The 13,784-nt window shown below is 69.9% G+C and carries 13 protein-coding genes; 4 read left to right on the forward strand and 9 right to left on the reverse strand.

From position 1 onward, the window contains the following. Window positions 1–643: 643 nt before the first annotated feature. Window positions 644–1,678, forward strand: a complete 1,035-nt coding sequence (gene trpS, locus ADK36_RS04770) for a tryptophan--tRNA ligase (RefSeq protein ID WP_048587270.1) — start codon at window positions 644–646, stop codon at window positions 1,676–1,678. A 40-nt stretch (window positions 1,679–1,718) separates the two neighbouring features. On the opposite strand, the gene proC is transcribed toward trpS, so the two are convergent. The 4 genes from proC to ADK36_RS04790 form a co-directional block, all read right to left on the reverse strand. After that, complete coding sequence (gene proC / locus ADK36_RS04775) at window positions 1,719–2,531, reverse strand: pyrroline-5-carboxylate reductase (RefSeq protein ID WP_053196471.1); 813 nt, start codon at window positions 2,529–2,531, stop codon at window positions 1,719–1,721. 125 nt (window positions 2,532–2,656) lie between these two features. Beyond that, entirely contained in the window at window positions 2,657–3,448 is a 792-nt protein-coding gene (locus ADK36_RS04780) for an ABC transporter permease (protein ID WP_048587271.1), read from the reverse strand. Then, a complete protein-coding gene (locus ADK36_RS04785; protein ID WP_053196473.1) occupies window positions 3,445–4,245 on the reverse strand; it encodes an ABC transporter ATP-binding protein in 801 nt (266 codons plus the stop codon). Before ADK36_RS04785 ends, ADK36_RS04780 begins: the two co-directional genes overlap by 4 nt. 213 nt (window positions 4,246–4,458) lie before the next feature. Further along, the gene (locus ADK36_RS04790) at window positions 4,459–5,232 is read right to left on the reverse strand and encodes a class I SAM-dependent methyltransferase (RefSeq protein ID WP_048587279.1); all 774 of its coding nucleotides are present in this window, start codon (window positions 5,230–5,232) and stop codon (window positions 4,459–4,461) included. Window positions 5,233–5,238: 6 nt separating this feature from the next. Here ADK36_RS04790 and ADK36_RS04795 point away from each other — a divergent pair, with 6 nt between their 5' ends. Both ADK36_RS04795 and ADK36_RS04800 read left to right on the forward strand, forming a co-directional pair. Continuing rightward, entirely contained in the window at window positions 5,239–5,598 is a 360-nt protein-coding gene (locus ADK36_RS04795; RefSeq protein ID WP_199830108.1) for a hypothetical protein, read from the forward strand. A gap of 103 nt (window positions 5,599–5,701) precedes the next feature. After that, on the forward strand, window positions 5,702–6,115 hold the full coding sequence (locus ADK36_RS04800) for a cytidine deaminase family protein (protein WP_048587273.1): 414 nt from the start codon (window positions 5,702–5,704) through the stop codon (window positions 6,113–6,115). Between the two features lie 66 nt (window positions 6,116–6,181). Here ADK36_RS04800 and ADK36_RS04805 read toward each other — a convergent pair whose 3' ends face one another. Both ADK36_RS04805 and ADK36_RS04810 read right to left on the reverse strand, forming a co-directional pair. Continuing rightward, window positions 6,182–6,685, reverse strand: coding sequence for a hypothetical protein (locus ADK36_RS04805; protein ID WP_053196477.1), 504 nt, complete (start codon window positions 6,683–6,685; stop codon window positions 6,182–6,184). A gap of 130 nt (window positions 6,686–6,815) precedes the next feature. Further along, window positions 6,816–7,229 (reverse strand): hypothetical protein, encoded by a 414-nt coding sequence (locus tag ADK36_RS04810; protein ID WP_053196479.1) that lies wholly within the window; start codon window positions 7,227–7,229, stop codon window positions 6,816–6,818. Window positions 7,230–7,411: 182 nt separating this feature from the next. On the opposite strand from ADK36_RS04810, the gene ADK36_RS04815 reads away from it, so the two are divergent. Continuing rightward, complete coding sequence (locus ADK36_RS04815) at window positions 7,412–9,565, forward strand: serine/threonine-protein kinase (protein WP_053196481.1); 2,154 nt, start codon at window positions 7,412–7,414, stop codon at window positions 9,563–9,565. A 93-nt stretch (window positions 9,566–9,658) separates the two neighbouring features. Here the strand turns inward: ADK36_RS04815 and ilvD are convergent, their stop codons facing one another. The 3 genes from ilvD to ADK36_RS04830 all read right to left on the reverse strand — a co-directional run bounded on the left by ilvD (window position 9,659) and on the right by ADK36_RS04830 (window position 13,130). Next, entirely contained in the window at window positions 9,659–11,512 is a 1,854-nt protein-coding gene (gene ilvD / locus ADK36_RS04820; protein WP_048587276.1) for a dihydroxy-acid dehydratase, read from the reverse strand. Window positions 11,513–11,682: 170 nt separating this feature from the next. Next, window positions 11,683–12,309, reverse strand: coding sequence for a TetR family transcriptional regulator (locus tag ADK36_RS04825; protein ID WP_048587277.1), 627 nt, complete (start codon window positions 12,307–12,309; stop codon window positions 11,683–11,685). After that, on the reverse strand, window positions 12,306–13,130 hold the full coding sequence (locus ADK36_RS04830) for a sugar phosphate isomerase/epimerase family protein (RefSeq protein WP_199830109.1): 825 nt from the start codon (window positions 13,128–13,130) through the stop codon (window positions 12,306–12,308). The genes ADK36_RS04825 and ADK36_RS04830 overlap by 4 nt, the downstream gene beginning before the upstream one ends. Window positions 13,131–13,784 lie beyond the last annotated feature (654 nt).

Genomic DNA, 13,784 nt, shown 5'->3' on the forward strand with positions numbered 1-13,784 from the left:
CTTCCTTTGTACTCACCCTCTCGGGCTTTCCTCCGGGCGCTTCCCTTCGGTCTTGCGTTTCCGACTCTATCAGATCTTTTTCTGATCCGATTTCCTCGGTGCTTTCCAGGTTTCCGCTCTCGCGTTTCCTTTCCGGCGGTTCCGACTCTATCAGATCCTTTCGGGCCTGACCCCCAGTCAGCGGGGCTTGTCTTCGCGGCCGTTGGGCCGTTCGGACGAGTGAGACTTTAGCGGATTCCCTGCTCCCGAGCTAATCGGGGGCTGCGTTCTATCGAACGCGGATTCCTCATTCCGTAAATACGCATGCCAATGAAACGATGGCAGACGGATCGACTGTCATCGAATGATGGTTGGTACTTGCGGAGTGGCTGTCCGGGGACCGACCGAGGTCGGCGCTCACGTCGGACAACTCGGAGAACACTACGTACCGGCTCTGGGCGTGTCAACTTCGCTCCGGACGGCACCTTCGGGGCGTACGGTGGACCCCATGACAACGCGTACGTGTACCCAGCTGTGGTGGGCCGCCTGACGGCGGCCGTAGTCACGTATGCACTCAACGGCCGCCGCCTCGGCGGCCGTTTCTCGTATCTCCCTCCAGAGGGTCGGCCGGCGGGTGCGGCGGTCTCGACCAGGAGGTGGAGAGATGACGCGAGTCTTCAGCGGGGTCAAGCCGACGGGGCATCTGACGCTGGGGAACTACCTGGGCGCCATGCGGCGGTGGGCTGCCGTCGACCAGCACCAGTCCGACGCTCTGTTCTGCATCGTCGATCTGCACGCGCTGACCGTGGACCACGATCCGGCGCGGGTGCGCCGGCTGAGTCGGCAGGCCGCGACGTTGTTGCTGGCGGCGGGGCTGGATCCGGAGCTGTGCACCGTCTTCGTACAGAGTCATGTGGATGAGCACGCTCGGCTGTCGTACGTGCTGGAGTGCGTGGCCACGGACGGTGAGATGCGGCGGATGATCCAGTACAAGGAGAAGGCCGCGCGGGAGCGGGAGCGGGGCGGGAGTGTGCGGCTGTCGCTGCTGACGTATCCGGTGCTGATGGCGGCGGACATCCTGGCGTACGGGACCGATGAGGTGCCGGTCGGGGACGATCAGACGCAGCATGTGGAACTCGCGCGGGATCTCGCGGTCCGGTTCAACCAGCGGTACGGGCATACGTTCGTGGTGCCTCGGGCCACGCCTCCGCAGGTCGCGGCGCGGGTGATGAATCTGCAGGATCCGGCGTCGAAGATGGGCAAGAGCGACGACTCCGGGCCGGGGATCGTTTATCTGCTCGATGAGCCGGACGTGGTGCGTAAGAAGGTCATGCGGGCCGTGACCGACAGTGGGCGGGAGGTCGTGTACGACCGGGACGCTCAGCCGGGGGTGGCGAATCTGCTGGAGATCCTCGCTGCCTGTACGGGTGGGAACCCAACGGAGCTGAGCGGTGTATATGAGTCGTACGGCTCTTTGAAGTCGGCCGCCGCGGAGGCCGTGGTCGAGGCTCTCAGGCCCGTGCAGGAGAGGCACAGGGAGCTGTGCGCGGATCCTGGCTATGTGGAGGGGGTGCTGCGGGATGGTGCGGAGCGAGCTCGGGCGATGGCCCGGCCGACCGTGGATGCCGCGTATCGGGCGATCGGGTTGCTGCCGCCGGCGGCTGCGGTTGTCGCTGCGGATATCGGCGTGACTGCCTAGGGGTGTGCTGGCCGCCCCCGGGGCCGGGGGCGGCCGGGCGTCAGTTGTTGTTGCCGGAGGCCAGTGCGCGGCTGCGGTCGCGGGCTGCTTCGAGGGCGGCGATGAGGGCGGCTCGTACGCCGTGGTTCTCGAGTTCGCGGATGGCGTTGATGGTGGTGCCGGCGGGGGATGTCACGTTCTCGCGGAGCTTGACGGGATGTTCGCCGCTGTCGCGGAGCATCGTCGCGGCGCCGATCGCGGACTGGACGATCAGGTCGTGGGCCTTGTCGCGGGGCAGGCCGAGGAGGATGCCGGCGTCGGTCATGGCTTCGACCAGGTAGAAGAAGTACGCCGGGCCGGAGCCGGAGAGGGCGGTGCAGGCGTCCTGCTGGCCCTCGGGGACGCGGAGCGTCTTGCCCACGGCGCCGAAGATCTCCTCGGCGTGGGCGAGGTCGGCTTCGCTGGCGTGGCTGCCGGCGGAGATGACGGACATGGCCTCGTCGACCAGCGCAGGGGTGTTCGTCATGACGCGGACGACCGGAGTGCCGGCGGCGAGGCGGGACTCGAAGAAGGAGGTGGGGATGCCCGCGGCTCCGCTGATGACCAGGCGGTCGGCGGGGACGTGCGGGGCGAGTTCGTCGAGGAGGATGCCCATGTCCTGCGGCTTGACCGTGAGGATCAGGGTGTCGGCGGTCTTGGCGGCTTCCGCGTTGGTGACCGGGGTGACTCCGTAGCGGGTGCGGAGTTCTTCGGCTCGTTCCGCGCGGCGGGCCGTCACCAGGAGGTCGGCCGGGGCCCAGCCGCCACGGATCATTCCGCTGAGCAGGGCTTCGCCGATCTTGCCGGTGCCGAGGACTGCGACTTTCTGGGTCATGGCTGGGGTGCCCTCCGGGGGTTGCGTCGTCCGGGTTCATCCTCGCACCGGGGGCGGCCTTTCGAGGGGCGTGTCCGGTGGGCGGACGAACGGACGTGCCGCGCGACGGTCATGCCTCGCGACGGTCACGCCGTCCTGCGCCGGAGGGTGGCCGCGCCCAGGCCCAGGACCAGCAGGGCGCAGCCGGCCACGATCAGGGCGTCACGGACGAAGTTGGCGGTCATGTCGGTGTGCTTGAGGACTTCGTTCATGCCGTCGACCGCGTAGGACATGGGGAGGACGTTGGAGATGGCTTCGAGGGCGGGGTGCATGTTGTCGCGGGGTGTGAAGAGGCCGCAGAGGAGGAGTTGGGGGAAGATCACGGCCGGCATGAACTGGACGGCCTGGAATTCGGAGGCCGCGAAGGCCGAGACGAAGAGACCGAGCGCGGTGCCGAGCAGGGCGTCGAGGAGGGCCACGAGCAGGAGCAGCCAGGGGCTGCCGGTGACGTCCAGGCCGAGGAACCAGAGGGCGAGTCCGGTCGCCAGGGCGGACTGGATGATCGCGAGGGTGCCGAAGGCGAGGGCGTAGCCGGCGATCAGGTCGCCCTTGCCGAGGGGCATGGCGAGGAGGCGTTCGAGGGTGCCGGAGGTGCGTTCGCGCAGGGTGGCGATGGAGGTGACCAGGAACATCGTGATCAGCGGGAAGATCCCGAGGAGGGAGGCGCCGATGTTGTCGAAGGTGCGCGGGTTGCCGTCGAAGACGTAGCGCAGCAGGAAGAGCATCACGCAGGGGACGAGGAGCATCAGCGCGATGGTGCGCGGGTCGTGGCGGAGCTGGCGCAGGACCCGGGCGGCGGTGGTGGTCGTGCGGGCCAGGTTCAGGGCGCCGGTGAGGGCGGGCCGGGGTGTGGTGGTCGGGCTCGTCGTGGTGGTCATCGCGTGGTCTCCTTCGCGCGGGCGGCCGCGGTCGCCTCGTCGACCAGGTGCAGGAAGGCCGCTTCGACCGTCTCGGAGTGCGTACGGGTGCGGAGGGCATCCGGGGTGTCGTCGGCGAGGATCCGGCCTTCGCGCATGAGGAGGAGGCGGTGGCAGCGCTCGGCCTCATCCGTGACGTGGGAGGAGATGAGGAGGGTGGCGCCGCGGGAGGCGGCGATGTCGTGGAAGAGGTTCCACAGGTCGCGGCGCAGGACCGGGTCGAGGCCGACCGTCGGTTCGTCGAGGACGAGGAGTTCGGGGGTGCCGAGGAGGGCGACCGCGAGGGAGACGCGGCTGCGCTGGCCTCCGGAGAGGTTGCCGGCGAGGGCGTCGGCGTGGCTGGTGAGGTCGACGTCGGCGATGGTGCGGGTGACGTTGTCGTGACGCCGGTCGGCGGCCGCGTGGCCCGGGTCGAGGATCTCGGCGAAGTAGGTGAGGTTCTGGCGGACGGTCAGGTCGTCGTAGACGGAGGGAGCTTGGGTGACGTAGCCGATGCGGGTGCGCAGGGTGGGATGGCCGGCAGGGCGGCCGAGGATGTCGAGGGTGCCGGTGACCTTGGCCTGGGTGCCGACGATCGCTCGCATGAGGGTCGTCTTGCCGCAGCCTGAGGGGCCGAGGAGGCCGGTGATCTGGCCGCGCGGGACGGTGAAGTCGAGGTCGCGGAGGACATGGCGGGTGCCGCGTACGACGTTCACGGTCTCGGCTCGGATGGCTGTCTCGTCGGGGGGATCGGAGCGAACGGAAGAATAATTCATCATGCGATGAATAATCCTCCGGTGGCAGTGCAGCGTCAAGCGGCGTGGGCGACATGGTTCGCCCGCCCTCGCCTGGGCTCGGCGCGAGGGCGGGCGTGAGGAGGGTGCGGCGGTACGGCGAGTGCTGCGGGTGCGGCGACGGTCAGTGGTCGGCGGTCCGTGTGCGCGGTCCGTGTCCGTAGTTCGTGGGCCGTGGTCGTGGAGGGGCGAGGAGTGTCAGGAGGAGGTGGTGGCAACCAGGACGTCCACGTCGTAGGTCTCTTCGATGAGTCCGTCCGGGAAGGTGCTGAGGAGGAGCTGCTTCTCCTCGGCGAAGAAGGCGGTGCTCGCCTCGGTGCCGTGGACCAGGAAGATCGAGTGGCTGCCGAGGTTGGCCAGGTGTGTGTCGATGGGGACGCGGCGGCTCCAGCGGACCTTGCGGCGGGTGAAGTCGAGGTGGCCGGTGGGGAAGGTCATGGCGGCTCGGGCGCCGCTTCCGTTCTGTTCGACGACGGGATGGTTGCCGAAGCGGCGCTGGATGCGGCGCGCCTGCGCGACATGCCAGGGGATGTCGAGCGGGGTGGTGTTCCACCAGAGGGCCAGCGCGCCGCCGGGGCGCAGTACACGGAGGGCCTCCGGCACCGAGTGGGTGGGGTCGGTCCAGTGCCAGGCCTGGGCGTAGGTGACGAAGTCTGCTGAGGCGGTGGCGAGGGGGAGAGCGTTGCCGTTGCCGCGGACGATCGGTATGTCGGGGTGGCTGAGGCGGAACTGGGCTGCCATGCCGTCGCCGGGTTCCACGGCCAGGACCTCGGCGCCGCGTCGGCGTAGGAGGGCGGTGGCGATACCGGTGCCCGCGCCGACGTCGACGACACGGGCGCCGGCGAGGGGGCGGTCGGCGAGTTCCTCGATCGTGTCGAAGAGAGCGGGTGGGTAGGAGGGGCGGTTCGCGGCGTACTGGGCCGCGGCAGCGTCGAAGGAGCGGGCGCGGTCGGTGTGGGAGGGGGCCGTCATACGGCCATGGTGGCTCTGGTTGGTGCGGTGTGCACCGACTTTGCCGAGGGGTGGGCCGTGTGTGTCGTCGGGCGCCACATCAAGCCGAAGACGAAGCGCGTGCGGTTCCTGGAGTTCTGCCGCTGCCTGCGCAGCCTCTGCCCGCCCGAAGTCCGTGTCGTCATCGTGCCCGACGCCTTCTCCCCGCACCTGACCTCGAAGAAGGACACCCGGGTCGGGGACTGGGCCGCAGCCGGCAGCGTCGAGTTCGGCTGCACGCCGACCGACAGTTCCTGGCTGAACCGCATCGAGGTCCAGTCCACCGCTCCGGGCTACTTCGCCTGGACGGCACCGACGACGCCGGCCACAAGGGACAGGGCAGCATGATCCGCCGCCACGTCGTCTGGCGGACCAAAACACCGCCGATATTCGCTTGCGCACCCTCGTCACGCGGGTCAACGTCGCCTGACACCTGACGAAGGCAGAGAAGATGACCGCGCAGACCCGTCCCGTCGACCACGAACTCATCCAGGCCGCAGCGCACGTCGCCCGCACTCGCTGCCGGGGCGACAACCACACCATGGCAGCCGCAGCCCGCGCCCAGGACGGCCGGATCATCACCGCGGTGAACGCCTACCACTTCACCGGTGGCCCCTGCGCCGAGCTGGTCGTCATCGGCGCGGCAGCCGCCCAGGGCGTCTACGAGCTGGACACGATCGTCGCCGTGGGCGACCGCGACCGGGGGGTTGTCCCCCCATGCGGCCGGTGCCGGCAAGTACTCCTCGACTACTTCCCCGCCCTCAAGGTCATCGTCGGCAACGACGACCGCGTCCGAACCGTCCTCGTTGCCGACTTGCTGCCCGAAAGCTACGTCTGGGCCGACCACCAGCTCGACGCGGAGTAAACCGGGTCACTCAGCACGAGCTGCCACCGCCAAGCGCCGACAGGGCGAAAGTCGTCTGATGCGGCACTAGGTGCGGCGGCGCTTCTTCGCCGGGTTTCCCGTGCGGCGGGTCGTGCGGCCCTCGTGTTGTTTGCGGGCCGTCTCGTATTCCTCGCGGTGGAGGTTCTCGCCGGGGGCCTCGGTGAGGGAGCGGAAGAAGTAGGCGAGGAGCGATCCGACGAAGCCGATGGCCAGGAGGCCGCGGAGGGATGCCTGGCGGTCGGGGTCGGGGCGCTTGCTGAAGCCGTCCCAGGTGTGGCGGTAGGCGAGCGCGCTGCAGACTGCGAACATCACGACGACCAGGAGGGTGACGAAGCTGCCGGTATCGGCGAGTTGGATCCCCTCGTACGCGAAGCGCAGCACCAGGCAGGAGGCGACCGCGGTGGCGAGGGAGCCGACGGCCACCGCGATGCGGCGGGCGGTGTAGCCGTTGTCGTGCTCGACCCAGGTCGTGCCGAAGAAGCGGAGGGGCTCGGGGCGGGGGCCCGTGGAGCCCGCGGGGGTGTCCGGGGTGCCGTTCTTCTCGCTCACGCGTCGATTATGGCTCCGGTGTGGCCGCGGGCTCCGTACGGGTTCCGGCGAACCGTGACCCGGATCGGACCAGTCGGACGGCGGATCAGTCAGATCAGCCAGATCAGTCAGACCACTCGGCTCAGGCGACTTAGAAGGAGCAGCGCGGGCGGACGTAGCCGTCGCTGCCCGTGTTCACATAGGCGTCCGAGACGAACTCACCGTCGTCGATGTTGTCCCAGATGTTCGACGTGCCGTACGGACCGGTCACGGTCGTGCCCGGTGTCTGGCAGAAGATCGGGATCCGGGCGCCCTCGGGCAGGATGCGGACGACGGCGTAGCCGGTGCCGGGGCCGCGGCGGACGTTCAGGCGGACACCCGGCGCGACCGAGTAGTAGCGCACCGTCGAGGCGGTGGCGGCCATGGTCGTGACCTCAGCGGTCGTAGCCGCCGTGGTCGTAGTCGTCGTGGTCGTCGCCGCCGTCATCGTCGTGACGGCCTCGTCCTCGCCGACACCCCCGACTTCTTCGGCTCTTTCGACCTCTTCGACGCGATCTGCAGACATGGCAAACCCTCCCCCGTTGATCCCCATGACAGCCATGGGGCCCCGTTGATTCCCCTAAATCACGCCACGCACACATGTGCGTGTTTGGAACACGGAGGCTAGCAAGCCGCCTCTGTCTCGCACGAGTCATCGACTAGGCTCCGTGCGTCGCGCGCGCGGACGAACAGCACGGGGGTGGTTCCATGGCGCCACAGCAGAACGCCGGAGCGGGCGCGGAAGCGGAACTTCCCGAGTACGCCGGTCACTACCTCCTGGAGTCGCATCTGGGGTCCGGCGGCATGGGCGTCGTCCATCTGGCCCGGAGCACTTCGGGCATGCAGCTCGCGGTGAAGGTCGTACATGCCGAGTTCGCGAGGGATCCCGAGTTCAGGGGGCGGTTCCGGCAGGAGGTGGGGGCGGCTCGCCGGGTCAGCGGGGCCTTCACCGCGCCGGTCGTGGACGCCGATCCCGAGGCCGAACGACCCTGGATGGCCACGCTGTTCATCCCCGGCCCGACCCTTTCCGAGCAGGTGAAGCGGAACGGCCCGATGGAGCGGGCGCAGTTGCGGCGGCTGATGGCCGGGCTGGCCGAGGCGCTGCGTGACATCCACCGGGTCGGCGTCGTGCACCGGGACCTCAAACCGAGCAATGTGCTGCTCGCCGAGGACGGGCCGAAGGTCATCGACTTCGGCATCTCTCGGCCAAAGGACAGCGAACTGCGGACCGAGACCGGGAAGTTGATCGGGACACCGCCGTTCATGGCGCCGGAGCAGTTCCGGCGGCCCCGGGAGGTCGGGCCGGCCGCCGACATCTTCGCGCTCGGGTCCGTGATGGTGCACGCGGCGACGGGGCGGGGGCCGTTCGACTCGGACAGCCCGTACGTCGTCGCCTACCAGGTCGTCCATGACGAGCCGGACCTGACCGGCGTACCGGAGAATCTCGCCCCGCTCATCGTGCGCTGTCTCGCCAAGGAGCCCGAGGACCGGCCCACGCCCGACGAGTTGATGCGGGAATTGCGGTCGGTGGCGGCGTCGTACGACACCCAGGCGTTCATACCGACGCAGCGGACCGCCCAGGAACCGCCCGCACCGGAGGCCGATGCGGAAGCCGCAGCCGATGCGGAGGCCACACCGGAGCCCGGGCCGGATTCTCGTGTCGAGGAGAAGGCCTGGCGGGCACCCGCCAGGCGCCGGGGAAGGCTGCTGGCTCTCGGGGTCGGGAGCGCGGCTCTCGCCGTGGTCGCCGCGCTGGGCTCCGTACAGCTTCTCGCCGGTGCGGACCCTACGCCTGAGCGGCCCGCGAGCTCGCGGACCACGTCGGCCGGGTTCAGCGGGTGGTCTACGCCGGCGCCCGAGGAAGGCACCCCCCTGTGTTCCCACGGGGCGGGGAAGGTGGTGTGCGCCCAGAGCGGGCTCTTCTTCGCGCTCGACCCGCTGGACGGCCGGCTGTTGTGGCGACACCCCGTCGAAGCGTCGCAGGCCAGCGGTCCGCCCGCCGTGACGGACGGCCTCGTCCACCCGTGGTCCGGGCAGGGCCGGCGGCTGGAGGCGCTCGATCCGGCCACGGGCAAGGCGCGTTGGCAGCGGACCGTGCCCGCGTACGACGAGTCGGCCACCGCCGGAGACACGCTGCTGCTCACCGGCGCCGACGGCAGGGTCACCGGCGTGGACGGCGCTTCGGGCGACACGAAGTGGAGCCGGCCCGTACCGGGTCACCAGGCGCCGCGCTTCGTCTCCTTCGCCGGAGATCCACTGGCGTACACGACGACCACGTCAGTGGACGGGGCGAGCACACGGGTCACCGCGCTGGACCCGGCCACGGGTGACGTGCGCTGGGACGCCCGACTGAAGGGGACGCTGGAGCTCGCCGGTACGTCGTCGGACGGGTCGGTCTTCCTCGTCTCCAACGAGGGGATCTACAGCGATGCGCAGGCCGTGGTCCGCTACTCCCCCGCCGACCGGACCTCGCGGCGCGTGCCGCTGTCCCTGCCGCTCCCGCAGGCGCACGGCACCGTACGCGGGAACGTTGTCTACCTCGTGGGCGGCGACGGGAAGCTGATCGCCGTCGACATGGCGGCGCGCAGGCAGCTGTGGACTCTGGAGACGACCGTGCTGCGTACGTCGTCGCCCGTCAGCGACGGCCGTCATGTGTACGTCACCGCCCCCGACGGCCGGCTGCTCGCCGTGGACGCCCGCGACGGGCGGCTCGTGGGCCAGACGCCGCCTCGGCTCGGCGCGAACTCGGACCGGGTGGCGGCCGATCTGCCCGAGCCCGTGCTCGCCGGCGGTCGCGTCTACGCCGCCGCCCCCGACGGCACCGTCTTCGCGGTCGACACCCTCGACCCGTCGGCCTGGTGACATGCGCAGGGGCCGCCTCCTGAGGAGACGGCCCCTGCGATACGTGGGTCAGCGACACATACGTCCGCGACACATACGTAGGCGATACGTACGTCAGCCCAGCTTGGTCACGTCCCGGATCGCGCCCTTGTCCGCGCTGGTCGCCATCGCCGCGTAGGCCCGCAGCGCCGCCGACACCTTCCGCTCGCGGCCCTTCGGGGCGTACGCCCCGTTCAACGCCTGCTCACGGCGGGCGAGTTCCGCGTCGTCGACCAGCAACTCGATCGAGCGATTCGGGATGTCGATGCGGATACGGTCGCCGTCCTCGACGAGGGCGATCGTGCCGCCGGACGCGGCCTCCGGGGAGGCATGGCCGATCGACAGACCGGACGTACCGCCGGAGAAACGACCGTCGGTGATCAGGGCGCAGGTCTTGCCGAGGCCGCGGCCCTTGAGGAAGGACGTCGGGTAGAGCATCTCCTGCATGCCGGGGCCGCCCTTGGGGCCCTCGTACCGGATGACGACGACATCGCCGTCCGTCACCTGCTTGTTGAGGATCTTCTCGACGGCCTCTTCCTGCGACTCGCAGACGACCGCGGGCCCCTCGAAGGTCCAGATGGACTCGTCGACACCGGCGGTCTTCACGACACATCCGTCGACGGCGAGGTTGCCCTTGAGGACCGCGAGACCGCCGTCCTTGGAGTACGCGTGCTCGGCGCTGCGGATGCAGCCGCCCTCGGCGTCCTCATCGAGGGCCTCCCAGCGCTCGGACTGCGAGAAGGCCTCCGCCGACCGGACACAGCCAGGGGCGGCGTGCCACAGCTCCAGCGCCTCCGGCGAGGGCGAGCCGCCCCGCACGTCCCAGGTCTTCAGCCAGTCCGCCAGGGAGGGGCTGTGGACGGCGTGCACGTCCTCGTTGAGCAGCCCGGCGCGGTGCAGCTCGCCCAGCAGGGCGGGGATGCCGCCGGCACGGTGCACGTCCTCCATGTAGTACGTGCGGTTCTTGGCGACGTTCGGGGCGACCTTCGCCAGGCAGGGAACCCGGCGGGAGACCGCGTCGATCTCGTTCAGGCCGAACGGGACGCCCGCCTCCTGGGCGGCGGCCAGCAGGTGCAGGATCGTGTTGGTGGAGCCGCCCATCGCGATGTCGAGGGCCATGGCGTTCTCGAAGGCCGCGAAGGTGGCGACGTTGCGCGGCAGAACGGTGTCGTCGTCCTGCTCGTAGTAGCGGCGGGTGATGTCCATCACCGTGCGGGCCGCGTCCTCGTACAGGGCCTTGCGGGCCGTGTGCGTGGCGAGGACCGAGCCGTTGCCGGGCAGGGAGAGGCCGATGGCCTCGGTCAGGCAGTTCATCGAGTTGGCGGTGAACATGCCGGAACAGGAGCCGCAGGTCGGACAGGCGTTCTCCTCGATACGGAGGATGTCCTCGTCCGAGATCTTGTCGTTCACGGCGTCGGAGATCGCGTCGACCAGGTCGAGCGTACGGACCGTGCCGTCGACCAGCGTGGCGCGGCCGGACTCCATCGGGCCGCCGGAGACGAAGACGGTGGGGATGTTGAGCCGCAGCGCGGCGTTCAGCATGCCCGGGGTGATCTTGTCGCAGTTGGAGATGCAGATCAGGGCGTCGGCACAGTGCGCCTCGACCATGTACTCCACGCTGTCCGCGATCAGATCACGCGACGGCAGGGAGTAGAGCATCCCGCCGTGCCCCATCGCGATGCCGTCGTCGACGGCGATGGTGTTGAACTCGCGCGGGATGCCGCCGGCCTCCCTGATCGCCTCGCTGACGATCCGGCCGACGGGCTGGAGGTGGGTGTGACCGGGGACGAACTCGGTGAAGGAGTTCGCCACCGCAATGATCGGCTTCCGGCCGATGTCCGCACCGGGTACACCAGAGGCGCGCATAAGGGCGCGGGCGCCCGCCATGTTGCGGCCGTGGGTGACTGTGCGGGACCTCAGCTCGGGCATCGTCGCTCGCTCCTTCAGGGACTGCCTGGGGTGTCTGGGACTTCACAGACTGCGATCAGAGACTTCTGACTCCTATTGAGCGTACGCCGGTCATCCAGAGAGCGGGACGAGGTGTCCGGAATACGGGACGAATGTCTCGCGGAACAGCTGTCCGCACGTCCATGTGCACGTCACCGGCCGGTGAGATGCCCCTGCACCACGGGCGCCACGCGCGCGATGATCTGCTCCACGTCCACCGAGGCGATCGGCTCGATCTTGATGACGTACCGCATCATCGCGACCCCCACCAGCTGCGCGGCCGCCAGCTCGGCGCGCAGCTCCGCGTCCGGAGCGTCGATCTCCCCGGCGATACGGCGGAGCAGCTGAGCGGAGACGAGTCGCCGGAACACGGCGGCCGCGGCGTCGTTGTTGACCGCGGACCGGACGATCGCGAGCAGCGGCTTGCGGGTCACGGGGTTCTCCCAGAGCCCGAAGATCACGCGGGTCATACGCTCCCCGGCATCGTCGAGGGGCCCTTCCAGCACCACGTCCCGCACCTTCAGGGCGGGCGCGAAGGCGACCTCCACCGACGCCTCGAAGACCTGCTCCTTGGTGCCGAAGTAGTGGTGCACGAGCGCCGAGTCCACCCCGGCCGCCTTGGCGATCCCGCGCACGGACGTCTTCTCGTAGCCCCGCTCGGAGAACTCCTCGCGGGCCGCGTCCAGGATGCGGTCGCGGGTGTCGGCGGATTCCGTGCGAGGGGGCCGGCCCCGGCGCCGGGAGCTCACACCGTCCGGTCCCGAGGTGGTGTCGGTCACGGCCGGGGCACCTTCACCGCGGAGGCCAGATGCAGCCGCGTGAAGGCGAGGGCCTCGGCGAGGTCGGCCTCGCGTTCGGCGCTGGACATCGCGCGGCGGGTGTTGACCTCGATGACGACGTGGCCGTCGAAGCCGGTCAGGGCGAGACGCTCCAGCACTTCGGCGCAGGGCTGGTTGCCGCGGCCCGGGACGAGGTGCTCGTCCTTGGCCGACCCCCGGCCGTCGGCGAGATGCACGTGCCCCAGCCGGTCCCCCATGCGGTCGATCATCTGGAGCGCGTCGCTGCGGGCCGTGGCGGTGTGGCTGAGGTCGATCGTGAAGTGGCGGTAGTCGTCCTTCGTCACGTCCCAGTCCGGGGCGTACGCGAGCATCTCGCGGTCGCGGTAGCGCCAGGGGTACATGTTCTCGACGGCGAACCGCACATCCGTTTCGTTCGCCATCCGCCAGATTCCCTCGACGAAGTCCCGGGCGTACTGGCGCTGCCAGCGGAACGGCGGGTGTACGACGACCGTGCCGGCCCCCAGCTTCTCGGCGGCCGCCTGGGCTCGCTGGAGCTTGGTCCAGGGGTCGGTGGACCAGACGCGCTGCGTGATCAGCAGGCAGGGGGCGTGGACGGCGAGGATCGGGATGCGGTGGTAGTCGCTCAGCCTCCGCAGGGCCTCCATGTCCTGGCTGACCGGGTCGGTCCACACCATGACCTCGACGCCGTCGTACCCGAGGCGCGCCGCGATCTCGAAGGCCGTCGCCGTCGACTCCGGATAGACGGAGGCCGTCGAGAGGGCGACCTTCGCATCCGGAATGCGCACCAATGGTTCTGCCACGGGGACAGCGTACGGGGCGGCGCTGGACGCCGTGGAACCGATGGCTACGTGCCCGCCGGGAGGGTCTGCAATCGGCCAGGCGTGCGAACTGGGGATATGCCGGGGGTGGGAGCGGACCTCGCGTCCGCGCGTGTGGCGGGCTTCACCTCGCCCCCGCCGCCCCTACCCGTCCCATCCCCAGGGGCTCCGCCCCTTCAACCCCACCAGAGGGCTCCGCCCCCTGGACCCCCATCGGCCCTGAAGGGGCCTCGTCCTCAAACGCCGGACGGGCTGAAGATGCCCGGACGGGCGCCGAAACGTGATCGCTCGGGCTGAGGATGTCCGTACCACCACCGGAGAACGACCGCCGGCCGCCGGCCGCCGTGAAGCGAAACCGACCGCGAGTGGGCGGGAGTTAGGGACGGCAACCCTCGACCTCAGACCACAGACGGGCCCGAGACGCCCGTACCGGCGCCGGGAAATGGCTGCCGACGGCTAGGCGGTGAAGCCCGCCGGGCGGGGGATGGCGCGTAGCCCCACCGGCCCGCAGTCGCCCACGGCGGCAAGGGGACGTGTCGGGGGGGTGTCCGCCCGCAGAGTCCGGTGTCAAGGGACAGGGACAGCACCTCCTGGCAGTACGCCAGCCCGCCGGACCGAGGACGGACACCCCCCGAC

Origin of the sequence: Streptomyces viridochromogenes, assembly GCF_001270495.1 — a bacterium.
GTDB classification, from domain to species: domain Bacteria; phylum Actinomycetota; class Actinomycetes; order Streptomycetales; family Streptomycetaceae; genus Streptomyces; species Streptomyces viridochromogenes_A.